At 35.0% G+C, this 23407-nt stretch carries 21 protein-coding genes; 1 reads left to right on the plus strand and 20 read right to left on the minus strand.

What is annotated here, in order from left to right:
* Nucleotides 1-4: 4 nt before the first annotated feature.
* The 10 genes from rlmN to gmk form a co-directional block, all read right to left on the minus strand.
* Complete coding sequence (gene rlmN, locus NGI30_RS06420; protein ID WP_251516372.1) at nucleotides 5-1099, minus strand: dual-specificity RNA methyltransferase RlmN; 1095 nt, start codon at nucleotides 1097-1099, stop codon at nucleotides 5-7.
* 3 nt (nucleotides 1100-1102) lie between these two features.
* Nucleotides 1103-2416 (minus strand): 16S rRNA (cytosine(967)-C(5))-methyltransferase RsmB, encoded by a 1314-nt coding sequence (gene rsmB / locus NGI30_RS06425; RefSeq protein WP_251943090.1) that lies wholly within the window; start codon nucleotides 2414-2416, stop codon nucleotides 1103-1105.
* Nucleotides 2413-3345: a methionyl-tRNA formyltransferase gene (gene fmt / locus NGI30_RS06430; RefSeq protein WP_251519017.1), complete on the minus strand. Its 933-nt coding sequence runs from the start codon at nucleotides 3343-3345 to the stop codon at nucleotides 2413-2415. Before fmt ends, rsmB begins: the two co-directional genes overlap by 4 nt.
* On the minus strand, nucleotides 3338-3826 hold the full coding sequence (locus NGI30_RS06435) for a peptide deformylase (RefSeq protein WP_251516366.1): 489 nt from the start codon (nucleotides 3824-3826) through the stop codon (nucleotides 3338-3340). Before NGI30_RS06435 ends, fmt begins: the two co-directional genes overlap by 8 nt.
* A 287-nt stretch (nucleotides 3827-4113) precedes the next feature.
* A complete protein-coding gene (locus NGI30_RS06440; protein ID WP_251516364.1) occupies nucleotides 4114-4806 on the minus strand; it encodes a GNAT family N-acetyltransferase in 693 nt (230 codons plus the stop codon).
* A gap of 119 nt (nucleotides 4807-4925) precedes the next feature.
* A complete protein-coding gene (locus tag NGI30_RS06445; RefSeq protein WP_251943092.1) occupies nucleotides 4926-5120 on the minus strand; it encodes a helix-turn-helix domain-containing protein in 195 nt (64 codons plus the stop codon).
* A 256-nt stretch (nucleotides 5121-5376) separates the two neighbouring features.
* Nucleotides 5377-7785: a primosomal protein N' gene (gene priA, locus NGI30_RS06450; protein WP_251516361.1), complete on the minus strand. Its 2409-nt coding sequence runs from the start codon at nucleotides 7783-7785 to the stop codon at nucleotides 5377-5379.
* A gap of 1 nt (nucleotide 7786) precedes the next feature.
* Nucleotides 7787-8995: a bifunctional phosphopantothenoylcysteine decarboxylase/phosphopantothenate--cysteine ligase CoaBC gene (gene coaBC, locus NGI30_RS06455; RefSeq protein WP_251516358.1), complete on the minus strand. Its 1209-nt coding sequence runs from the start codon at nucleotides 8993-8995 to the stop codon at nucleotides 7787-7789.
* 451 nt (nucleotides 8996-9446) lie between these two features.
* Nucleotides 9447-9650: a DNA-directed RNA polymerase subunit omega gene (gene rpoZ, locus NGI30_RS06460; RefSeq protein ID WP_251516357.1), complete on the minus strand. Its 204-nt coding sequence runs from the start codon at nucleotides 9648-9650 to the stop codon at nucleotides 9447-9449.
* Entirely contained in the window at nucleotides 9650-10273 is a 624-nt protein-coding gene (gene gmk / locus NGI30_RS06465) for a guanylate kinase (RefSeq protein WP_251516355.1), read from the minus strand. The genes rpoZ and gmk overlap by 1 nt, the downstream gene beginning before the upstream one ends.
* A 159-nt stretch (nucleotides 10274-10432) precedes the next feature.
* On the opposite strand from gmk, the gene NGI30_RS06470 reads away from it, so the two are divergent.
* Nucleotides 10433-12130, plus strand: a complete 1698-nt coding sequence (locus NGI30_RS06470) for an Rqc2 family fibronectin-binding protein (RefSeq protein WP_251516353.1) — start codon at nucleotides 10433-10435, stop codon at nucleotides 12128-12130.
* A 101-nt stretch (nucleotides 12131-12231) separates the two neighbouring features.
* On the opposite strand, the gene NGI30_RS06475 is transcribed toward NGI30_RS06470, so the two are convergent.
* From NGI30_RS06475 to NGI30_RS06520, 10 genes are all read right to left on the minus strand, one after another.
* Nucleotides 12232-12639 carry a VOC family protein gene (locus tag NGI30_RS06475; RefSeq protein ID WP_251516350.1) on the minus strand — a complete coding sequence of 136 codons (408 nt, stop codon included), beginning with the start codon at nucleotides 12637-12639 and terminating at the stop codon, nucleotides 12232-12234.
* A 396-nt stretch (nucleotides 12640-13035) separates the two neighbouring features.
* A complete protein-coding gene (locus NGI30_RS06480; RefSeq protein ID WP_251516347.1) occupies nucleotides 13036-13413 on the minus strand; it encodes a VOC family protein in 378 nt (125 codons plus the stop codon).
* Between the two features lie 464 nt (nucleotides 13414-13877).
* Nucleotides 13878-14063, minus strand: coding sequence for a hypothetical protein (locus NGI30_RS06485; RefSeq protein ID WP_251516323.1), 186 nt, complete (start codon nucleotides 14061-14063; stop codon nucleotides 13878-13880).
* Between the two features lie 25 nt (nucleotides 14064-14088).
* A complete protein-coding gene (gene pyrE / locus NGI30_RS06490; RefSeq protein ID WP_251516320.1) occupies nucleotides 14089-14700 on the minus strand; it encodes an orotate phosphoribosyltransferase in 612 nt (203 codons plus the stop codon).
* A 1-nt stretch (nucleotide 14701) separates the two neighbouring features.
* The gene (gene pyrF / locus NGI30_RS06495) at nucleotides 14702-15394 is read right to left on the minus strand and encodes an orotidine-5'-phosphate decarboxylase (RefSeq protein ID WP_251943095.1); all 693 of its coding nucleotides are present in this window, start codon (nucleotides 15392-15394) and stop codon (nucleotides 14702-14704) included.
* Between the two features lie 83 nt (nucleotides 15395-15477).
* The gene (gene carB / locus NGI30_RS06500) at nucleotides 15478-18651 is read right to left on the minus strand and encodes a carbamoyl-phosphate synthase large subunit (protein WP_251943097.1); all 3174 of its coding nucleotides are present in this window, start codon (nucleotides 18649-18651) and stop codon (nucleotides 15478-15480) included.
* Complete coding sequence (locus NGI30_RS06505; RefSeq protein ID WP_251516311.1) at nucleotides 18644-19744, minus strand: carbamoyl phosphate synthase small subunit; 1101 nt, start codon at nucleotides 19742-19744, stop codon at nucleotides 18644-18646. Before NGI30_RS06505 ends, carB begins: the two co-directional genes overlap by 8 nt.
* Nucleotides 19744-21018 carry a dihydroorotase gene (gene pyrC, locus NGI30_RS06510; RefSeq protein ID WP_251943099.1) on the minus strand — a complete coding sequence of 425 codons (1275 nt, stop codon included), beginning with the start codon at nucleotides 21016-21018 and terminating at the stop codon, nucleotides 19744-19746. Before pyrC ends, NGI30_RS06505 begins: the two co-directional genes overlap by 1 nt.
* Before the next feature lie 5 nt (nucleotides 21019-21023).
* On the minus strand, nucleotides 21024-21914 hold the full coding sequence (locus NGI30_RS06515; protein ID WP_251943101.1) for an aspartate carbamoyltransferase catalytic subunit: 891 nt from the start codon (nucleotides 21912-21914) through the stop codon (nucleotides 21024-21026).
* Between the two features lie 28 nt (nucleotides 21915-21942).
* The gene (locus tag NGI30_RS06520; RefSeq protein WP_251943939.1) at nucleotides 21943-23250 is read right to left on the minus strand and encodes a uracil-xanthine permease family protein; all 1308 of its coding nucleotides are present in this window, start codon (nucleotides 23248-23250) and stop codon (nucleotides 21943-21945) included.
* Nucleotides 23251-23407 lie beyond the last annotated feature (157 nt).

Consider the following 23407-nt stretch of genomic DNA (forward strand, 5'->3'; position numbering starts at 1 on the left):
ATCTCTACCTCGTTTCTACTTGTCTTTCCTTAGCACGTAATTGACCACAAGCAGCATCAATATCTGCACCTTGTTCACGTCTAATTGTAGCATTGATTCCTAAACGTTTTAATTCCTTTTCAAAGTTAAATATATCATCTTTTGGTGTCTTAACGTAATTTCTTTCAGGTACGTGGTTGACTGGAATTAAGTTGACGTGACAATTTAAGTGTTGGATTAGGTGTGCTAATTCACGCGCGTGTTTAGGTTGATCGTTAACGCCTCCGAATAACCCATATTCGAAAGTGATACGTCTATTCGTTTTCTCTTGATAATAATTAATTGCTTCCATTAGTTTTTCTACATTATAAGCTCTATTGATAGGCATTAAACGAGAACGTATTTCATCGTTTGCACCATGTAAACTTACAGCAAAGTTTATTTGGATGTCTTCTTCCGCAAAGTCATATATACGAGGAATGATACCCGATGTTGATACAGTGATATGACGTGCACCAATATTTAATCCATTATCATCGTTAACAATTCTTAAAAAGTCCATCATTTCATCATAGTTTTCAAATGGTTCGCCAATGCCCATAATAACAATTTGTGAAACACGCTCTTCAGTAGCGTCAAGCGCTTTTTGAACTGTTAATACTTGAGAGACAATTTCACCTGCTTCTAAATTACGCTTTAAACCGCCTAAAGTAGAGGCACAGAATGTACAACCGATACGACAACCAACTTGGGTTGTCACACATACTGAATTTCCATATTCATGACGCATTAAGACAGTTTCAATCGTATAACCATCTTGAAGTTCAAACAAGAACTTAATCGTACCGTCTCTACTTTCTTGTTTAACAACTGTTGAGAGTGTTGTCATAGCAAAGTTTTCTTTCAATAATTCTCTTAAATCCTTAGATAAGTTTGTCATTTCATCGATGTCATCTACACGCTTTTCATAAAGCCATTCAAAAATCTGCTTTGCTCTAAATTTTTGTTGACCCTTTTCTACTAACCAATTTTGCATTTCATCGTATCTTAACGAATAAATTGATTGCTTTTCAAAATTTGGCAAGAATTTATTCTTTTTCTTCTTTTCTGAGGTAATCATGTATTAATTTTCCTTTCTTTTAATTCTAGTTATAAAAAATCCATCAGAGTTAAAGTCTTGGGGTAGTATTTGCATCGTTTTTACAAGTTCACCAGTAATAGGATGAACAATAGGATCAAATTCAAAGTCTTTATTAGCTTTTAAAAATGTATAAATAACGTTCTCATTTTCCATTTGTTCTATCGTACAAGTTGAATACATTAACGTGCCACCTGGTTTCACGCTATCTTTGACATTGTCTAATATAGCTAACTGAGTTTCAACAAGTGAATCAATGCTTGTTTGTGACTGTTCGTATTTAATTTCGGGTTTATGGCGTAATACACCAAACCCACTACACGGAGCATCAACTAAAATCTTATCATATACTTTAGCGTACTTTGTAGTAGCATCATGTTCAAAAGAGGAAATGTTAGATAATCTTAACTTTTTAATATTAAAGTCGATTAAATCTATTTTGTGTTCGTGAATATCTGTCGCACCAATATAACCTGTATCATTTAATATTTCTGCCATATGGCATGCTTTACCACCCGGTGCACTACAAGCATCTAACACTTCATCGCCCTCTTTAAGATCCATTAGATGCGCCACAAACATCGAACTTTTATCTTGAATCGAAATCAAACCGTCTTTAAACAGACGCGATTCAATAATCGGCTTACTACTAATATGGAGACAATAAGCTAAATGTGGATCGACCTGCACACTATAACCTTCTTGTTCTAACCTTGATTGTGCTTCAGATACCGTAATTCTTGTGAGATTTACCCGCACAGTTTGATCTACCTTTGTTAACAGTGACTGTGCGATTGTTTCAGTTTGTGGTATATCGTGATGAGTCACCCAATGATCGACTAACCATTTTGGTAAACTATACTGTAAGGCAATTCTCTTCTTATCATCAGTGATCTCTGAAAAGTCGGGTAACTCACTACGCATGATTGATCGCAGTATACCATTGACAACATTTCCGTTATGCGGTCCACCTTTTGATTTAGCGATTTCAACAGCTTCATTGATAATCGCATGTTCTGGCACTTTATCTAGATAGACATATTGATAAATACTCATCCATAGTAACTGACGTACCCAACCTTTCAACTTCGTTTGAACAAAGGGTTTTAAATAATAATCTAAGGTGAACTTTCGCTTTAAAGTTCCGTAAACGAGTTCTGTAAATAAAGCTTTATCTGAGCGATTTAATTCATTATTTGAGAGCACTTCGTTAATGACGATATTACTATAGGCTTTATCGTTTAAAATATCTTGTAAGGTTTCAAATGCTAATGATCTTACTGTAACGTCTAATGTCATGTTAATTCCTTTCCTACGAGTGAGTCTTGAACGCCACTCAAGTAACTTGCAGCTAACATGCGTTTCTTACCGGCAACTTGAATATCTGTTAATGCAATCGCATCATCAGAGCCTGTAGCTACAATAATAGCCTTTTTAGTCGTTTCTATAATTGTACCCGGTTTACCAGATTTACCTTTTTCAATACGCGCTGCAAATAATTTCATATTTCCATCATCCATTTTTGTATATGCTACAGGCCAAGGAGATAATCCACGTATATGGTTGTATATTGTTTCAGCAGATTGAGACCAATCAACTTTTTCATCTTCTCTACTTATGTTTGAAGCAAAGGTTGCTGCTGTTTCATCTTGAGGGATGCTATCGTTCGTACCATTTATAATTGAAGGCAATGTTTCTTTGAGTAAATCTGCACCTAAAAAGCTTAATTTATCGTGCATAGAACCTACATCGTCTTGTTCTTCAATGGCGATAGATTGTTGAGAAATGATATTACCTGCATCGAGTTTCTTAACCATATACATGATGGTAATACCTGTTTCCTTTTCGCCCTCGATAATCGCTTGATGTATAGGTGCACCGCCTCGATATTTTGGTAATAATGAGGCATGCACGTTAATTGCTCCTAACTTTGGTGCATTTAATAAAGATTCAGGTAGTAATTGACCAAATGCTGCCGTGACGATTAAATCCGCATCTAAATCAATTAATTTTTGTAAGTCATCAGATTGAGATAGCTTTTCAGGCTGATAGACAGGTAGACCGTGATCAACTGCGACTTGTTTAACTGGTGGCGATGTGAGTTTACGCTTTCTACCAACAGGACGATCAGGTTGTGTTACGACTGCTATCACATTGTGTTCTGCAATTAGCATTTCTAATACTTTTGTTGAAAAATCTGGTGTACCCATAAAGATTACATTACTCATTTTCAAAATACGCCTCCACTTCTTCTTCATTTAATATTTTTTCAGCTCGTTGCGTAAATACAATTCCTTCAAAATGATCCATCATATGTAAAATCATACGTGCAACGTCATCGTGAGCTGTCATTTCTACTTCATTACCTTTTTTATCATTACTCTTTACGACAATCATTTTACTACGTTTCACTTCACCGAATACATCAGGAAAACTCACAGACCCTTCTAAATCTGTATCTGTTTCTTCTGACGCACTGACTAATTGTGGGTTAATCAATTGTAGTAAGCCATCAACTTCCATATCAATCATCGCAACCTGTTGAGATATTCCAATCTGAGGTGCACATATTGCAGACGCTTCTTCTGCGTACATCGTATCTTCTAAATCAAGTAATAATTGTTCTAATTGCGAATCAAATTGCGTTGTTTGTGGGATCTTTTTAGATAATATTGGATGTTTTGCTGGCACAAGTTTTTTTATCGTCATCTTGCTTACTCCTTAGAAAATTTCATCATGTCATTATAACTTACTTTTACTAGATTTGCACCCTGTTCTTCGACACTCAATCTATATTCTTATAGTAATATGATATGAAGTTGAATGCTAAAGATAAACAATGTTTATGCTGTATTATAATTTTAAATATAATTTTAGTTTACATAATAATGTTATGGTTTTAATATTTTTAAAATAAAACTAGAACATATCTCTATGCTCTAGTCGGTGTGTAATAATATTTAACTTTGTAGATGTATATGCCTTCGATCGTTACTTTATTTAATAGATAAAGTTGTTCGCTGACGCCCTTCTTCATCAAAGTTCGTAGGGTCTAACCATCTTTCATAAAACGGTTTAATGTTATACCAATCACTATCTGTCATTGCAAACCAACTTGTATCACGTGTTCTCCCTTTATATATAACATGGTTTCTAAAAGTACCTTCATATTGGAAACCAAGTCGTTGTGCTGCTTTTTTAGAGGGTTGATTGAGTGCATCACATTTCCATTCGTACCTTCTATATCCTAAGTTGTCGAATACATGTCGTGCTAATAAGAATTGTGCTTCCGTAGCAATCCGACTTTTCTGTAATTGATTTGAATAATGAATATGTCCTACTTCAATCGTACCGTGATTACAGTTGATACGTAACAGTGATACAATACCTAATGCTCGATTGGATGATTTATCAATTACAGCTATATAATAAGGGTCTTTACTCGTAATTTTCTCTCTAAATTGCTCTTTAAATGCAATATACGTTTGTGGTTGATCATCTGGTAAATATGTCCAATTAGGTGCATCTGATTCTTCTTTAAAATGCATATATAAGTCATCAATATGATGCTCTGTAAACTTTTCCAATCTGCAATAAATCCCAGTTAATGTTGAAAAATGTGGCATAGGTGGGTTATTAAAATCTGTTATTGATTCCCCAATAGGTTGATTAAAACGATTATATTGCATATTTGCTAGCCCCCTTTGTCATTAAATAAAATATATATTGTTTGACTAAAACTATTTGAAATGCAATCAAAATAATATTTTGTCATTTAACTAGGATTATAACTCAATCATACTTATGATTAACCAACATCATCTGCTGTCGTATTGAAAAACTCAGCTAACATCTTCGCATCCTCTTCTTTCAACATTTCTTTTTTAGCTTCAATATTTCTTATCATGTCCTTACTTAAATTTGAATTATATAATGAAGCTAAACGATTCGATAATTCTTCTATGCTCAAACCGGTAGCTTCTCTATTACTCATTAAACTCATAAGCACACCCCTCTGCACGAAAAATAAAATGTTATCCTTGAACTATCACAACATCTAAAACAATTGAAAAATTAAAATATTCTGAATATTTACTCGTTATTAATTAATATACCTTTATCATGGTTTAAATGCAATCCATGTTTAGTTCTATTTTAAATATTTTTAGAGTAAATACATTCAAAAAAATAGTACCTGAAACATCAATCAAAAAATAAAATCCCACTCAAAGATTTAAATTCTTTGAATGGGATTGTATTTACATTAACATTTGTGGGTTGATATCAATTTTTAATGAAAGTTTATCTTTAACATATAAATCATGGTAGTATTCATCTAAATATTTTAGGGCGTCTACTAATGCTGGCTCTTGTTTGTATTTGATTAATATTTGGAAACGATATTCTTTATTTATTCTTGATAATGCTGCAGGTGATGGCCCTAATACGAGCGATTTATCAGTTAAATATTGCAATAAAATTTTATGAATATGTTTTGAAGCTTCCATGACTTTTTTCATGTCTTTATGTGAAATCGTAAAGTTAATTAAAAAGAAATATGGAGGGTATTTTCCAAGTTTACGATAATTCATTTCTTTATCATAAAATTCTTTGAAGTTATTAGCTTGAACGTCTTTAATTGCATAATGTTCCGGATTATAAGTTTGTATAATTACCTGTCCTTCTTTTTCATGTCGTCCGGCACGACCTGCAACTTGGGTCAACAATTGGAATGTTCTTTCACTTGCTCTGAAATCTGGTAAATTTAACATCGTATCGGCATTCAACACACCGACTAACGTGATATTTGGGAAATCTAATCCTTTGGCAATCATTTGTGTGCCTAACAAGATATCTCCTTTACCTTCGCCGAAATCTTCTAGTAACTTTTCATGGGCGCCTTTACGTGAAGTCGTATCGACATCCATACGTATGATTCGAGCCTCTGGAAATGTTTGTTGTAATAACTCTTCAACACGTTGTGTCCCTGTCCCAACTTGTCTAATATGGTCACTCTCACAGTTTGGACATTGGTTCGAAGGTGTAGCTTGGTAACCACAATAATGACATTTCAACTGATCCGTTGACTTATGATAAGTTAAAGAAATATCACAATTTGGACATTGTGGTACGTGACCACAATCCCGACAAAGCATAAATGAAGCATAACCGCGTCTGTTTAAAAACAACACGATTTGTTCTTGTCGAGCAAGTTTTTCTTCAATTGCTTGATGTAACTGTTTAGAAAACATGGAACGGTTACCCGAGCTTAATTCCTCTCTCATATCAACAATATCGACTTCAGGTAATATCTTTTGATTAACTCTAGAAGGTAACGCTAACAGTTCATATACACCCTTTTCAGCACGTGCAAAGCTTTCTAAACTTGGCGTCGCACTCCCTAAAATTAATGGGCAATGATGATACTGACTCCGCCATTGTGCGATATCTCGTGCATGGTATCGTGGATAATCTTCTTGCTTATATGAAGATTCATGTTCTTCATCGATGATAATCATGCCTAAGTTTTTAAAAGGGGCAAAGACACTCGAGCGTGCACCTACACTCACACTTGCTTTTCCGTCACGTATTTTTTGCCACTCGTCATAACGTTCGCCTTTCGATAATCCCGAATGCAGTACAGCCACATCATCACCAAACCGACGTTTAAAACGCAATACCATTTGTGGCGTTAACGCAATTTCAGGTACGAGCATCATCGCTTGTTTCCCAAGATTAAGCACCGTTTCAATCGTCTGTAAATACACCTCGGTTTTACCTGATCCTGTTACGCCGTGAAGTAAAAATGTCCGTTGTTGCTGAGATTCAATCGTTTCTATTATTGAATCATAAGCTACTTGTTGCTCGGTGGTTAGTACTTGTTTTTCATCTTGTTCAAACACACGCGTTTCAAAAGGATCTCGATCAATGATGGCATCATATTTTTCAATAAATCCTTTACGAATTAATGTATCGATACTAGATTTAGAAAAGGACATTTCATCTAATTGTTTCAGAGTTACAGTATGGTGTTGTTCATCAATCAAATAAGCATAAACATCATATTGTTTCGGTGACTTTTCTAATGAACCTAACACTGCATCAACATCAAAGCCTTCAATTAACCTTACCGCTCTTTGTTTCTTTTTTGATACATTTTGCGTCAGTTTCGTTTCTTCTGAAATGACACCTTGCTTTAATAGAGGTGTTATAGCCGTTAAATCATTATTAGATTGAGCTTCTTTGTATGGGTATAACCCTTCGTTATTAAATTTTAGTTGTAGTTGTTGGGGTACTTCTGAAAATGATTCAATTTTAAAGTATTTCGTATACTTTGCTTTTATAGCACTCGGTAACATTGCCTCTAACATCGAAATACGTTTCGTAACAAAATATTGGTTGTACCACTCTGTTAATTGAATGAGTTCTTGTGTTAACTCAGGTTGGATATCTTGAATCTCTTTAATTTTCTTTAATTTTGAAATATCCATATCCGAATCAGGTTGGTCAGTCAGAGACATAATGTATCCTTGTACAGTTCGTGGACCAAATGGCACAATCACACGCATCCCAACTTGAATCATGGCTTGCATTTGATCCGGAATTAAATAATCAAAAGTGAAGTCAACACTTTTTGACGGAATGTCTACTATGACCTTTGCTATCATACTAATGCCACCTTGCTTCTACACTATCTACAATCATTTCTGCTAACTCTGTTTTTTTCTTTTTACCTAAATGTATATCATTACCATCTTTAAAGTACATCGTATAATCATTGTCGTCTGAACTAAATCCTATAGATAAATCTCCAACGTTATTAGCAATAATTACATCTGCTTTTTTACGTTCTAGCTTTTGCTTAGCATAAGCTTCAATATTTTGAGTTTCAGCTGCAAATCCAACTAAATATTGGTGTGTTTTATGTTCTCCTAAATATTTAAGAATATCCGGCGTACGTTTGAATGTGACAGATAATGTACCATCTTGTTTCTTCAATTTATGGTCTAGTGGTGTTTCTGGAGCATAATCTGAAACTGCTGCAGCTTTAAAGATAATGTCTTGGTTCTCGAAATTTGATTTTACAGCTTCAAACATTTCATCGGCACTCTTAACTTGAATTAAGTTGACCTGTTCTGGTGCTGTGAGATTTGTCGGTCCTGAAACAAGTGTGACAAGTGCACCACGTTGTTGAAGTGTTTCAGCTAAAGCATAACCTATTTTACCTGATGAACGATTAGATAAATATCTAACAGGATCAAGCTCTTCGACAGTCGGTCCTGCAGTAATTAAGACATGCTTACCTTTAAAACGACTTGGTTGTTCATGTGTAGATTCCTCTTCATTTTTGAAAAAGTGAGTCAAACGTTCAACGATTTGTAATGGTTCTTCCATACGTCCTTTAGCTACATAGCCACATGCTAAAAAGCCTTCACCAGGTTCTAAAAAGTGATATCCATCTGAACGTAAAATTGACATATTATGTTGCGTTCTATTGTTTTCATACATATGAACATTCATTGCAGGTGCAACGAACTTTGGTGTTTCTGTAGCAAGTAGCGTTGAAGTGACCATATCATCAGCAATACCATGTGCTAACTTTGCAAGGGTATTGGCAGTAGCAGGTGCGACAACGATGGCATCCGCCCAATCACCTAAAGCAACATGTTGTATTTCTTCTGGATTTTGTTCAATAAAGGTACTTGTATAAACCGTATTTCGACCAATCGCTTGAAAAGCTAAAGGCGTAACAAATTCTTGAGCATGATCAGTTAACATTACTCTGACATCGTAACCCGCTTGAGTGAGTTTACTCGTTAAATCAATCGCTTTATAAGCTGCAATACCGCCAGTAACGGCAAGTAATATTCGTTTCATTGCACATATCCTCCAACTAGAAATTTGTATCATACTTTTCTATTTATTTTAAAATTAAAGAAAATTTATCGTCATTATTTAATTTATTACTTTGTATTATACACAAAAGCTCAACAAAATTAAAAAGGGAGCAAGACAGAAATCTCATGGAAAAGATTTCGTCGTCTTGCCCCGGCACAGGTGACTAGAAATGAAGCAAGTGCTAACGCAGCTTCAATTCAGTCAGCCACTGACCCCATTTATGGGGAGCGAGACAGAAATCTCATGGAAAAGATTTCGGCTAGAATATCAGATTTCATTTTTTAAGCTCACTACCGTGCTAAAAACAATAAAGAAATCTTATTGAACAAAGTGATATAAGTAAAGGTAGAGACCTCAATTGCCTCTACCTTCACTCATGTTATTAAATTATGTGTAATGTATTAACTTAAAAAAATTGCATTTTAACAGTTTATTTAACTGTTCCGTTTGGATATACTTCGCCGTTAGCAATTTCTTCTAATGCTTTACCAACAGGTTTTTTTGATTCATAACTTGCTTGTACTTCTGTTTCAGGTTTTTCATCAATTTCACGTGCACGTTTAGCAGCTGTAGTTGCTACTAAATATTGTGAGTTAACTTGCTTCATTAATTGGTTTAAAGGTGGATTTAACATTATTTTTTCGCCTCCAAAATCATTTTTCTATATTTCGCTTCAATTCGTTCTCTTTTCAAATGCTCAGCGTCGACAATGGATTGAATACGTTGCTTTGCTAAATCTATTTCATCATTAACGACGACATAATCATACAAGTTCATCATTTCGACTTCTTTACGCGCTTCAGTAACGCGGCTTTGGATCTTTTCATCTGATTCCGTACCTCTGCCAACCAAGCGTTCACGTAAATCGTCTAAGCTTGGTGGCGCCAAAAAAATAAATAATGCATCAGGAAATTTCTTACGCACTTGTTTTGCGCCTTCAACTTCTATTTCTAAAAATACATCATAACCATCATCCATCGTGTTCTTAACATACTCAACAGGTGTCCCATAATAGTTTCCTACGTATTCTGCATATTCTATAAATTGATCTTGTTTAATTAGCTCTTCAAACTCAGCCTTTGTTTTGAAGAAATAATCAACACCATCCTCTTCGCCTTCACGCATATTACGTGTGGTCATAGAGATAGAATATTTGTATGAAGTAGACGGGTCTTCAAATATCTTCTTTCTAACTGTACCTTTGCCCACACCAGATGGTCCAGATAATACTATCAACAAACCTTTCTCATTATCCATGAATTACGACCTCTCTAAGCTATTCTTCTATTATTAACACATGATACCATATTCCCTATTTAATTGTATAGCTCTTTTAGGCTTAAACTTTGACGATGACCTATCGTTTTCTACATGTTACAATACAATGAATGACTAAAAATAAGGTGGCAGATAATCATGGCATTTGATGGCTTATTTACAAGAAAAATGGTGGAATCTTTACAAGATCTTGTCGATGGTCGTATTCATAAGATTAACCAACCAGAAAACGACACAATTATACTCGTTGTACGTCAAAATAGACAAAATCATCAACTCTTACTTTCTATTCATCCTAGCTTTAGCAGAATGCACATCACTGCTAAAAAATATGATAATCCTTTCGACCCACCTATGTTTGCACGAGTTTTTCGTAAGCATTTAGAAGGCGGTATTATCAAGGCAATTAGACAAATTGATAATGATAGACGTGTAGAAATTGATGTACAGAGTAAAGATGAAATTGGCGATACGATGCATCGTACCATCATTCTTGAAATTATGGGAAAACATAGTAACTTAATCCTCGTAAACGAAGAAAGAAAAATAATTGAAGGCTTTAAACACCTCACTCCTAATACAAACCAATATCGTACCGTGATGCCGGGCTTTCAATATGATGCACCACCTACACAACATAAAATGAACCCTTATGAGAAAACAGGTAATGATGTACTATCTTATATAGATTTCAATAGTGGCAAAATCGCCAAACAATTGCTCAACCATTTTGAAGGATTTAGCCCATTAATAACAAAGGAAATCGTCAATAGAAAGCAATTTATGACGACCGAAACATTACCACAAGCTTATGATGAGGTCATGGCCCAAACCGAGCAAGCACCTGTCCCAGTCTTCCATAAAAACCATAAAACGGGTAAAGAAGACTTTTATTTTATGGAACTAGACCAATTTTATGATGATGTAGTGAAATATGATTCTTTACACGATTTGTTAGATAGATACTTTGATGCACGTGGCGAAAGAGAACGCGTGAAACAAAGAGCAAATGATTTAGTTAAATTTGTGCATCAACAATTAAATAAATACCAAAATAAAATTTCTAAGTTATATGCAGAACAAGAAGGCACGAAAGATAAAGAACTCCAACAACTATATGGAGAACTTATAACAGCAAACATTTACCGTATCAATCAGGGAGATGAGGAACTAACTGCTTTAAATTACTACAATAATGAAGAAGTCACGATTCCTTTAAACCCAACGAAATCACCTGCAGTTAATGCTCAATATTATTATAAGCAATACAATAAACTAAAAACGCGTGAAAGTGAATTGCACCATCAAATCCAATTAACAAAAGAGAATATCGCTTATTTCGAAGGTATTGAACAACAACTCAAACATATTTCTGTTGATGATATAGATGATATTCGTGACGAATTATCAGAACAAGGTTATATGAAACAACGAAAGCAAAATAAGAAAAAACGAAAACAAAAAATTCAGTTACAAGAATATCGTTCTTCAGATGGTGATACAATACTCGTTGGTAAAAATAATAAACAAAATGATTATTTAACGAACAAAAAGGCTGATAAAAATCATATTTGGTTCCACACAAAAGATATACCAGGTTCCCATGTTGTGATATTAAACGACCAACCAAGTGAGACGACGATTAAAGAAGCGGCTATGTTATCAGGGTATTTCTCCAAAGCAGGTAATTCTGGTCAAATACCTGTTGATTATACTTTAATTAAACATGTTCATAAACCGTCTGGTGCGAAACCAGGGTTTGTCACTTACGATAATCAAAAAACTTTATATGCAACACCAGATTATGACTACATTCAACAATTAAAGGTCAAATAATGAATGGTTAAAGTCTTAATAATTTTAAAAAGCACCTTAGTTTGTACACTAAGGTGCTTTTTGTATATTGTAATTTTGAGCTCGTATAATGGTTACTTATACTACTGTTGTTCCGGTAAAGCTAATTGGAAATTAACACCAAATTTATCTTGAATCCAAGCAAATTCACGGAATGGTGGCATCTCTGTTTTAGGCATAAGAATTGCACCTTCACGTTTCAATTTACTAAATAATTGTTCCATTTCCATTGCGCTATCTACGGTCACGTATAATGACATAGCTGGATTCATTTCAATGTCTACATTATTCACATTATCAATGGCCATAAAGATTTGATCTTTTAATCTAAAGATTGCATGTTGAACCGTTCCTGTCGGTTCTTCATCATCTTCCCCATATCGAACAATATTTAATATTTCTGCATCTTCAAATGCATCAATGTATAAATTAATGGCTTCTTCTGCTTCGCCATTAAACATTAAAAACGTAGTTATTTTTGGAATGTTCATCATTTCCCCTCCTTGACCACTATGGTAACCTATCACATCTGATAATTCGAATATTTTACGTATATCTAACATGCATTTATAAAATGTTGAAAGTTACATAATCTATGAGTTAAAGACGTTTCCTTTCTTTTTAAACCAAATATCGTTAAAATATATACAAAGTCTAACGGAGGTATCACAATGTTACATTATCTAATTCCCCTATTAATTGCCGTATTAGTACTACTTATTGGCTACATCATTATAAAAATCATGATTCGATAGTAATTTTTAAGTAAGAATAAACAACCCAAATATATTATGGACTAATTTCAATCCGTGTGAATATTAAAAACCTCCGTATCATTCATTTAAAAATGAGTAATACGGAGGTATTAGTCTATAAGCAAAGTAGATTTATTTAACTTCTTTTACTGCAAAATAATTATCTTCTGGGTCAGCAAAGTTAAATACTCTGCCCATCGGTAAAGTCATCACTTCTCCGACTGTAATATCATTATCTTTTAAATGTTGATACAAATCATCAAATTGTGTAGTTGCAAACATGAGTGATGGTGTTGCAGTGCTTACGCCCATATCCATTTCATCAACTTTTGCCTTGTCTTGTAAGACAATCGCAGTTTCTGCTTTGTCTTGTGGTAGCAACTTAACTATACGCATGCCCATTTCTTCTGTATCTTCAGAAACTGTGAAATTTAAATATTCAGTCCAAAACTGCATCACTTTATCATGATCGTAAACGTAAATCATTACTTCATCTAATCTTTTTACCATATAAATAATCTCCTTAAATAAATTGTTGAAATTACAAACTATTAAAATTAAATAGAAGCCAATCATCAAAACCTATATACATGTCACACTTATATTATATCATGGTCGCGCTATATTCACTCTGTACGTCCTTTTTAACCTACCTCCTTAATTTATAAATCTACAATGTTCAAGAGAGACTCTACTAAACTATATAAGCGTGGTTAATTCAAAAAGTATGGATTATCACTGTAATTTCTATTGATTCGATTTTTTTATTAATAACTAGGTCTACACGTACTTACATTTCCATTTTCACTATAGTGTTCAAAACCAGTATACTCCTTTGTCAACGAACATTGCCAAATCGAAATCAACCTTCATATTTAACAAAAATCAGGCTACTTATCTCCTGTTTATTACAGAAAATGAGTAGCCTGATTCGAGTTCATTATTTAACTTTCAATTAAATAGTAAGAGCCATTCTACAAGTTCTTTTTATCTTTGATGTTTGATTTTGATTGTTTGTAAAAGTCGTTTTCTTCTTTATCTTCTGAATTCATTTCTTGCTTATACTTATCGTCATCGTGTTTTCTATAGTCATCATCTTTTTTCAAAAAATCATTGATATGTGAAAAATTTTGATAGGATTCTTCTGGGCTTTTTGTCATACATGTACCCCCTTTGGGTTACATATTATGACAAGTTGTCTCTCCAATCAACTAAAGTAGTAATGTCTGATTCAGAAATTTGCCCATTTTCTTTTGCAACTTCAATTAATTCATTATAATTACTGAGTGTATAAAATGGTACTTGCGCTTCTTCAAATTGATCATCGGCTTTCTTTAAACCGTATGTGAAGATTGCTACGACACCTAATACTTCAGCGCCTGCTTCTTTTAAAGCTTCAACTGCTGTAATAGATGATCCACCTGTCGAAATTAAATCTTCAATTACAACCACTTTCTTACCTTCACTTTGAGCACCTTCTATTTGATTTTGTTTACCATGGCTTTTACTCTTAGAACGAACATAGTTCATAGGTAAATCTAATACTTCAGATACATATGCTGCATGAGGGATGCCTGCAGTTGCAGTCCCTGAAACGATTTGACCTTCTGGAAATTGTTGTTGAATTAAGTCACTTAAACCATCTCTAATATCACGTCGAACGCTAGGGAAACCTAGAGTAACTCGATTGTCGCAATAAATTGGTGATTTTATTCCTGAACTCCACGTAAATAAATCATTTGGAGATAACGTTACTGCTTCGATATCTAATAATGCTTTCGCAATGTTTTTCGCCATATTAACTTAACCAACTTTCTTTTATTTTTTGATAACTTGCGAGCGGATCGTCACTTTGAGTAATAGGTCTTCCGACAACGATATGTGTCGAGCCCATTTCTTTTGCTTGTTCTGGTGTCGTCACACGTTTTTGATCGTTTACAGCTGCATCAGCAGGTCTGATACCAGGTGTAACTTTTAAAAATGATGTGCCTAAGTGTTCCTTTAACAATGCCGTCTCTAACGGTGAACAAACAACACCATCTAAGCCTGCCTTTTTTGCTAGTTGAGCATAATTTAGTACAGCTTCATCGATTGTAGTTTGTATATTTTGTTCTTGTTGTAATACCGCTTCAGTTGTTGAAGTTAATTGTGTGACTGCGATAATCTTTATATCTTTATTATGCTTTTTAATACCTTCTAATGCACGTTCCATCATAGCAGTACCACCTGCAGCATGAACGTTTACTAAGTCGACATCTAATTTACTCAAACCTTCCATTGCCTTACCGACTGTATTTGGAATATCATGCAATTTCAAATCTAGAAATATATCATGACCACGTGCTTTAATCGATTCAATCAATTGCGGTCCAGTTTGATAAAATAGTTCCATACCTACCTTAACAAATAATGGTTCATCAAATTGATCTAAAAACTGATTTACTGACTCTATTGAGTCAAAATCTAATGCAATAATTGGTAAAGTCTTCATTATGTTAGTACACCTCAAATTGATTACAAATAGTTGAAATCAAGGGCTATGCAAATGTTAGCCCGTTGATTCAATCAAATGATTTACATGTTTTTCATAGTGAAAGTCATACTTTCAATGACATTCGTTAATGCATTTGCTGTATCTAATGAAGTAAGACAAGGTACACCGTTTTCTACTGATGTTCTTCTAATTTGGAAGCCGTCTCTTTCAACTTCTTTACCTTTTGTCATAGTATTTACAACAATTTGAACTTCACCTTGTTGAATGCGCGTTAGAAGATCATCTTCGCCGCCAATTTTGCCAACCACTTCAGCAGGAATTTGATGTTCTTTAAGTTTTTGTGCCGTACCTTCTGTTGCTAAAATCTTATAGCCTACTTCGTTAAGTCGAGCAGCAATACTTACTACTTCGTCTTTATCTTTATCACTCACTGTCATTAATACAGTATCATGGTCTTTAACTTCTACACCACTTGCTGTTAAACCTTTGAATAATGCTTTTTCCATCGTTGCGTCTTTACCCATTACTTCACCTGTTGATTTCATTTCAGGTCCAAGCGTAATATCTACGTTTTTCAGTTTGTTAAAACTGAACACTGGGGCTTTTACAAAGACGCCCTCAGAATATGGTTGAATACCTTCCTTGTAACCCATGTCGACAAGTTTCTCACCGATAATTGAACGCATTGCAAGTTGAGCCATTTGAATGCCGGTAATTTTACTTAAGAATGGTACAGTACGACTAGAACGTGGGTTAACTTCAAGAACATATACCCCATCATGTGCTACAACAAATTGAATGTTGATAAGGCCAACAATATTAAGCCCTTTCGCAAGTTTAACCGTATAATCTTCTAAAATTTCCATTTCTTCATTTGATAATGTTTGCGGAGGATAAACTGCGATTGAGTCACCTGAATGGACACCTGCACGTTCAATGTGTTCCATAATTCCTGGGATAATTACTGTATCTCCATCACTGATTGCATCGACTTCAATTTCTTTACCTGTTAAATATCTATCGACAAGTACTGGATGGTCAGGGCTTGCTTTAACTGCTTGATTCATATAATTTTTAAGCTCGTCATCACTATTTACAATTTCCATAGCTCGACCACCTAATACATAAGAAGGTCTCACGACGACAGGATAGCCGATGTTACGTGCATTTTCTAAAGCACCTTCTGGAGATGTAGCTGTTTTACCTTTAGGTTGTGGCACGTTAATTGTGTGTAACAATGCTTCGAATTCCTTACGATCTTCAGCACGGTTTAAGTCTTCTAATGTCGTACCTAAGATATTTACACCACGATTCGCAAGTTTATCCGCTAAATTAATTGCTGTTTGACCCCCGAATTGGACAACGACACCTTTAGGTTGCTCTAAGTTGATGATATTCATTACATCTTCTTCAGTTAAAGGTTCAAAGTATAATTTATCTGAAATTGAAAAGTCTGTTGAAACTGTTTCAGGGTTATTATTGACAATAATAGCTTCGTAGCCTGCTTTTTGAATTGCCCAAACCGCATGTACAGTTGCATAGTCAAACTCAACACCTTGACCGATTCTAATCGGACCTGAACCAAGTACTAAGATTTTTTCTTGTTCTGTCACGTTCGATTCATTTTCTTGTTCATACGTACCATAGTAATACGGTGTTGTTGATTCGAATTCAGCAGCACAAGTGTCGACCATTTTATAAACAGGTGTAATACCATGTTGTTGTCTTAAATTAAATACTTCTTCCTCTGACATATTAAAACGGTGTGCAATGACACGGTCACTGAAGCCATAATCTTTAGCGAATTTTAGATAATCGATGTCGCCACTATTTGCTTTTAAATCATGTTCAATATCAATAATATGTTTAAATTTATTTAAGAAGAAATAATCAATTTTAGTCATTTCATGTAATTCTTCTAACGTTGTTCCACGACGAATCGCCTCTCCAATAAAGAATAAACGTTCATCATCTTGGTCTTTAATACGTGTTTTGATGTAATCTAAGTCGAATGTTTCACCATTTGGTAAACCTAAATGATGTACACCATATTCAAGTGAGCGAATAGCCTTTAATAGAGATTCTTCATATGTTCTACCAATAGCCATTACTTCACCAGTTGCTTTCATTTGAGTTCCTAGTACACGTTCACCTTTTTCAAATTTATCGAATGGGAAACGTGGAATTTTTGAAATAACATAATCAAGCGAAGGTTCAAATGCCGCGTATGATGTACCTGTTACTGGATTTAACATTTCATCAAGTGATAAGCCGATAGCGATTTTAGCTGCTAGCTTAGCAATTGGATAACCAGTTGCTTTGGAAGCTAATGCTGATGAACGTGACACACGTGGGTTAACTTCGATGATGTAATAGTCCATTGAATGCGGATCTAATGCTAGCTGAACATTACAGCCACCTTCAATTCCAAGTGCGCGAATAACCTTTAATGAGACATCGCGTAACATTTGATACTCAACATCAGATAAAGTTTGACTCGGTGCAACTACGATTGAGTCACCCGTATGGATACCCACTGGGTCAATATTTTCCATGTTACATACTACAATGGCGTTATCATTTTTATCACGCATAACTTCATATTCAATTTCTTTGAAGCCGGCGATTGATTTTTCAATTAAACATTGTGTAGCTGGGCTATAGTGTAAACCATTTGAAACGATTTCTTGTAGTTCTTCATCGTTGTGGCAAATACCGCCACCAGTGCCACCCATGGTAAATGCTGGTCGCACGATAAGTGGATAACCCACTTGCTCCTTAAATGTAAATGCTTGTTCTACCGTGTTAACAATATCACTTTCAGGCACTGCAACGCCTAGTTCGTTCATTAAGCTTCTAAATAATTCTCTGTCTTCGGCTTGTTGAATAGATGATAGCTTTGTGCCTAGAAGTTGTACATTATTCGCTTCTAACACACCACTATCATTTAATTGAATAGCCATGTTAAGACCAGTTTGGCCACCTAATGTAGGTAATAATGCATCTGGTTGTTCTTTACGTATAATGCGCGCAATGAAATCATGCGTTAATGGTTCGATATAAACTTTATCCGCGATTTCATTATCTGTCATAATTGTTGCTGGGTTTGAATTTACTAAAATAACGCGGTAACCTTCTTCTTTTAATGCTAAACACGCTTGTGTTCCAGCGTAATCGAATTCCGCAGCTTGGCCGATGATAATAGGTCCTGAACCTATAACTAATATTGTTTTGATATCTTCACGTTTAGGCATTGATTGTATGCTCCTTTGTTTGATATTGTTTCATCATTTTTATAAATTCATCGAATAAATAGTTTGAATCAGTTGGTCCTGGGCACGCCTCTGGGTGATATTGTACTGAAAATGCTGGCAATGTCTTATGGCGTAAACCTTCAACTGTATTATCATTAATTGCGATATGCGTCACTTCTAATTCCGTATCTTTTAACGAATCTTTATCTATCGCATAACCATGGTTTTGACTTGTTAAGGCGATTTTACCTGTTTTCAAATCTTTAACTGGGTGGTTCGCACCACGATGACCGAATTTCATTTTAAATGAAGTAGCACCTTGAGAAAGTGCAAAGAGTTGATGTCCTAAACAGATACCGAAGAACGGAATATGTCCTAATATACCTTTAATCATTTCAACTGCTACTTGAACTTCTTCTGGATCACCAGGACCATTTGATAACATTACGCCATCCGGTGTCATACGTTTAATCGCTTCAGCTGAAGTATCATATGGTACAACTGTTACGTTACATCCACGCGCGTTCAGCTCTCTGACGATGTTTTGTTTTTTACCGAAGTCCACTAGTACAACACTTAAATCATAACCCGTTGAAACATAAGGTGATTTGGTTGATACAGTTGTAACTTCGTTTCGAGGTAATTCTAATGTTTTTAATCGTTCAATAACTTGATCGATTTGTGCTTTATCATCGGTAAATGCAGCTTTAAGCACACCGAATTGTCTAATCTTACGCGTGATACTACGTGTATCGACACCTTTAATACCAGGAATATTATATTCGACAAGAATTTCATGGAACGTCTTTTGCTTTCTGAAGTTACTTGGGTGTGTACTTGCTTCTTTCACAACAACTCCATTTAATGTTGGTACAAGTGATTCAAAGTCATCTCGATTGATACCATAATTTCCAATTAATGGATATGTGAATGTAATAATTTGACCTGTATAAGATGGGTCTGAAATTGTTTCTTGATAACCTGTCATCGCAGTATTAAATACGATTTCGCCTTCTGTAACTTCATCTGAACCTATTGGATAACCTTCATAGTAAGAACCATCTTCTAGCACAAGATATCGTTTTTGCAACATTATTTTTCCTCCTTAAATTTAACTTCACCTTCAACTAATGTTAATACTGGAGTGCCGTATACTTTATTTCCTAAGAATGGTGTGTTCGTTCCTTTTGATGCGAAGTCTTCAGCTTTAATTTCTCTTTCTTCATCTAAATTAATAACTGTTAAATCAGCAAGACTACCTTCTTCTAAAGTACCGTATGGTAAATCAAAAGTTTGTGCTGGTTTGATTGTTAAATAATCAACAAGTTGTTGTAATGACCAGTCACCATTTTTAACAAAGTTTGTATATAATAATGGGAATGCTGTTTCACTACCTACGATACCGAATGGTGCTTTCGTCATTGGTTGGTCTTTTTCTTCAGCTGCATGTGGTGCATGATCCGTTGCGATACAATCAATCGTACCATCTAATAAACCTTCTAATAATGCATCACGGTCTTCTTTACTTCTTAGTGGTGGATTCATTTTATAAATCGCATTATCACCTGGTACATCATCTTCAGTTAATAATAAGTGATGTGGTGTGACCTCAGCTGTCACGTTGATACCAGCCTTTTTAGCATCGCGAATTGTACGAACACTTTCTTTCGTAGATACGTGACATACGTGATAGTGTGCACCAGTTGCTTCAGCTAATAATACATCACGAGCTATTTGAACCGCTTCACAAATATTTGGAATACCAGGGATATCTAATTCTTTACTACGTTTACCATCATGCATTGCTCCACCATAGATTAAGCTATTATCTTCGCAGTGTGCGACAACGGCTTTATTTTGCTTCGCTGCTGCTTTCATTGCTTCATACATCATACTCGCTTGTTGGACACCAACACCATCATCTGTGAAAGCAAATGCGCCTTGTTGAGTAAGTGCTTCGAAATCTACATGTTCTTGACCTGCTTGTCTAACTGTAATAGCTGCATATGGTAATACACGAACTTGAGCATTCGCTTCGATTAACGCGTTTAAATGTTGCATATTGGCTACTGAATCAGGTACAGGTCTTGTATTTGGCATTGGGCAAACAGTTGTAAAGCCGCCTCTTGCTGCTGCTTTCGTACCTGTTTCAATTGTCTCTTTATGTTCTCCGCCTGGTTCACGTAAATGTACGTGTACGTCAACTAAACCTGGTGCAACGAATTGGCCTTGGGCATCAATGACTTCTGTGTTGTCATCTACTTCGATTTGTTGACCAATCTGTTTAATTTTCTTTCCATCAATTAAAATTGATACGTCTGTAAGTTCACCGTTTTTTAATATTTTAGCATTCGTTATTAATTTCATTTTAATTACCCCTTTTTCTGTAAAATATAATCAATGACTGCCATTCTTAAATACATGCCATTTTCCATTTGTTCAAAAATACGAGACTGTGAAGCTTCTACAAGAGAAGCATCGATTTCTACACCGCGATTGACTGGTGCTGGATGCATCACAATCGCATGATCTTGCAATTGTTCGTAACGTTTTAAAGTCAAACCAAAATGTTCATGATAATCGTTCACTTCAAATTGCTTACTTTCACTTTGTTCATGTCTTTCATGTTGTACTCTTAATAACATGACGATATCAACTTGATCAATCACTTCATCAATATCCACATACGGTGCATCTAAACGCTCATCTTTCCACGAGTCAGGACTTGAAAACATCACGTTAGCGCCTAAAGCTTTTAAACTATGGTAATTGCTTCTCGCTACACGAGAATTTTTAATATCGCCACAAATCAAAATATTCAGTCCTTCAAATGAACCAAATTCCTCATTAATTGTCATTAAATCAAGCAAACTTTGTGTAGGGTGTTGGCCACTTCCATCTCCACCGTTAATAATAGGTATATTTAATGAAGCTAATTCGTCGTAATAAGCATTTTGTGAGTGACGAATGACTAACACATCTGCACCGACCATCTCCAGCGTTTTACATGTATCATAGAGTGACTCACCCTTTTGCACTGAAGAAGTTGAAGTTTCAAAATCAATTAATTTTAGTCCTAGCTTTTGTTCAGCTACGAGGAAACTGCTTTTGGTACGTGTTGAATTTTCAAAGAATAAATTTGCGACAAATTGCTTGTCATACTGTTGTGGCTCATATTGACCATTCTTAATCTCACTTGCACGCTGGATTAATGTCTTTATTTCTGTATTTGAAAGATGTTCCATAGATAATAAATTTTCCAATTTAAGACCTCCATTTAAGCACATTTTCTTACTGTTGAGCCTTAGAAGTTTCGGGTAATATCAAATTCAATATGATGCCTGCTAACGCAGCTAATGCCATACCTTCAATTTCTAATTTGATACCCACTCCATTTAAGTTAAATACTAAATTTCCAATACCGATGACTAAGATGACCGACGCGATAACTAAATTACGATTACTTGAGAAATCTACATTACTTTCTACCAGCATTCTCAATCCACTTGCCGCAATAATACCGAAAAGTAGAATTGATACGCCACCCATAACGGGTGTTGGTATTGATGACACAAGTGCCGTAAATTTTCCAATAAACCCTAATAAGATTGCGATACATGCCGCCCCACCAATTACATAAATACTATAGATTTTAGTAATTGCAAGTACACCGATATTTTCACCGTATGTCGTACTTGGTGGACCACCGATGAGACTAGCAAACATCGTCGATACACCATCACCTATAATTGACCTATCGAGCCCTGGATCTTCAAAGAAGTTTTTACCTACGATTTTATTAATTACTAGTTGGTGGCCAATATGTTCACTAACAGTCACAAAGACGATAGGTATTAAAACTAATATCAAACCTAGATTGAAAGACGGAGTGTAATCTTTAAACGGTAAATAAATTTCAGGAAACTGTAACCACTTCGCTTCGGCGATAGAGCTAAATTTAACTAAGCCCATAAACGCTGATAATATATAACCGGTAGTAATGCCGATAAGTACCGGTATTAAAGATAGAAAACCTTTAAAGAATCCTTGAACGATGATTGTGACTAACAATGTTACCATTGCGACAACAACATAACTTAAGTTATAGCCTTTCATATCTGCAGAATTTTCAAACATGGCCATATTGACTGCAGTAGGTGCTAAACTTAAACCGATAACCATGATGACTGGTCCTACCACAACAGGTGGTAATAAACGCATCAACCATCTCGTACCGCTCAACTTAATAGCTAAACCAATTAAGATGTACATTAACCCACTCATGAATAATGCAATTAACATGTCACCTAAACTGTGAGAATGTAATCCAGTGATTATCGGTGTGATAAAAGCAAAGCTTGAACCGAGATAAGCTGGAATCTTAGCTTGCGTAATTAAGATGTACAATAGTGTCCCAATACCTGATGCAATTAATGCTGAGGATATCGGTAAACCTGTTAAAAATGGAACTAATACGGTAGAACCAAACATCGCAAATAAATGCTGTGTACTTAAAAAAGCCCACTGACTCAATTTTGGTTTGTCTTTTACATCTAATATTGGTTTAACCGTGCGTTCAAACATCGCTTCATTTTTCATCATTTTTATATATCCTTCCATAAAAAAATCTCTTTACATTTATTTCATGTAAAGAGACTAAAAAGTAGACAAAATCCTAATTTAATGAATCAACTGTGCGACGCAACTATATTCGCATGTAGTTTATAAATCATTAAAATATATAGATTATGCTTTG

The sequence above is a fragment of the Staphylococcus sp. Marseille-Q5304 genome, from assembly GCF_943737015.1.
Classification (GTDB): Bacteria; Bacillota; Bacilli; order Staphylococcales; family Staphylococcaceae; genus Staphylococcus; species Staphylococcus hsinchuensis.

Coding starts and splice junctions, on each gene's coding strand:
- rlmN (WP_251516372.1), bottom strand. CDS start 1,099: ATGATTACCTCAGAAAAGAAGAAAAAGAATAAATTCTTGCCAAATTTT.
- rsmB (WP_251943090.1), bottom strand. CDS start 2,416: ATGACATTAGACGTTACAGTAAGATCATTAGCATTTGAAACCTTACAA.
- fmt (WP_251519017.1), bottom strand. CDS start 3,345: ATGAGTAATGTAATCTTTATGGGTACACCAGATTTTTCAACAAAAGTA.
- NGI30_RS06435 (WP_251516366.1), bottom strand. CDS start 3,826: ATGACGATAAAAAAACTTGTGCCAGCAAAACATCCAATATTATCTAAA.
- NGI30_RS06440 (WP_251516364.1), bottom strand. CDS start 4,806: ATGCAATATAATCGTTTTAATCAACCTATTGGGGAATCAATAACAGAT.
- NGI30_RS06445 (WP_251943092.1), bottom strand. CDS start 5,120: ATGAGTTTAATGAGTAATAGAGAAGCTACCGGTTTGAGCATAGAAGAA.
- priA (WP_251516361.1), bottom strand. CDS start 7,785: ATGATAGCAAAGGTCATAGTAGACATTCCGTCAAAAAGTGTTGACTTC.
- coaBC (WP_251516358.1), bottom strand. CDS start 8,995: ATGAAACGAATATTACTTGCCGTTACTGGCGGTATTGCAGCTTATAAA.
- rpoZ (WP_251516357.1), bottom strand. CDS start 9,650: ATGTTAAATCCACCTTTAAACCAATTAATGAAGCAAGTTAACTCACAA.
- gmk (WP_251516355.1), bottom strand. CDS start 10,273: ATGGATAATGAGAAAGGTTTGTTGATAGTATTATCTGGACCATCTGGT.
- NGI30_RS06470 (WP_251516353.1), top strand. CDS start 10,433: ATGGCATTTGATGGCTTATTTACAAGAAAAATGGTGGAATCTTTACAA.
- NGI30_RS06475 (WP_251516350.1), bottom strand. CDS start 12,639: ATGAACATTCCAAAAATAACTACGTTTTTAATGTTTAATGGCGAAGCA.
- NGI30_RS06480 (WP_251516347.1), bottom strand. CDS start 13,413: ATGGTAAAAAGATTAGATGAAGTAATGATTTACGTTTACGATCATGAT.
- NGI30_RS06485 (WP_251516323.1), bottom strand. CDS start 14,063: ATGACAAAAAGCCCAGAAGAATCCTATCAAAATTTTTCACATATCAAT.
- pyrE (WP_251516320.1), bottom strand. CDS start 14,700: ATGGCGAAAAACATTGCGAAAGCATTATTAGATATCGAAGCAGTAACG.
- pyrF (WP_251943095.1), bottom strand. CDS start 15,394: ATGAAGACTTTACCAATTATTGCATTAGATTTTGACTCAATAGAGTCA.
- carB (WP_251943097.1), bottom strand. CDS start 18,651: ATGCCTAAACGTGAAGATATCAAAACAATATTAGTTATAGGTTCAGGA.
- NGI30_RS06505 (WP_251516311.1), bottom strand. CDS start 19,744: ATGTTGCAAAAACGATATCTTGTGCTAGAAGATGGTTCTTACTATGAA.
- pyrC (WP_251943099.1), bottom strand. CDS start 21,018: ATGAAATTAATAACGAATGCTAAAATATTAAAAAACGGTGAACTTACA.
- NGI30_RS06520 (WP_251943939.1), bottom strand. CDS start 23,250: ATGAAAAATGAAGCGATGTTTGAACGCACGGTTAAACCAATATTAGAT.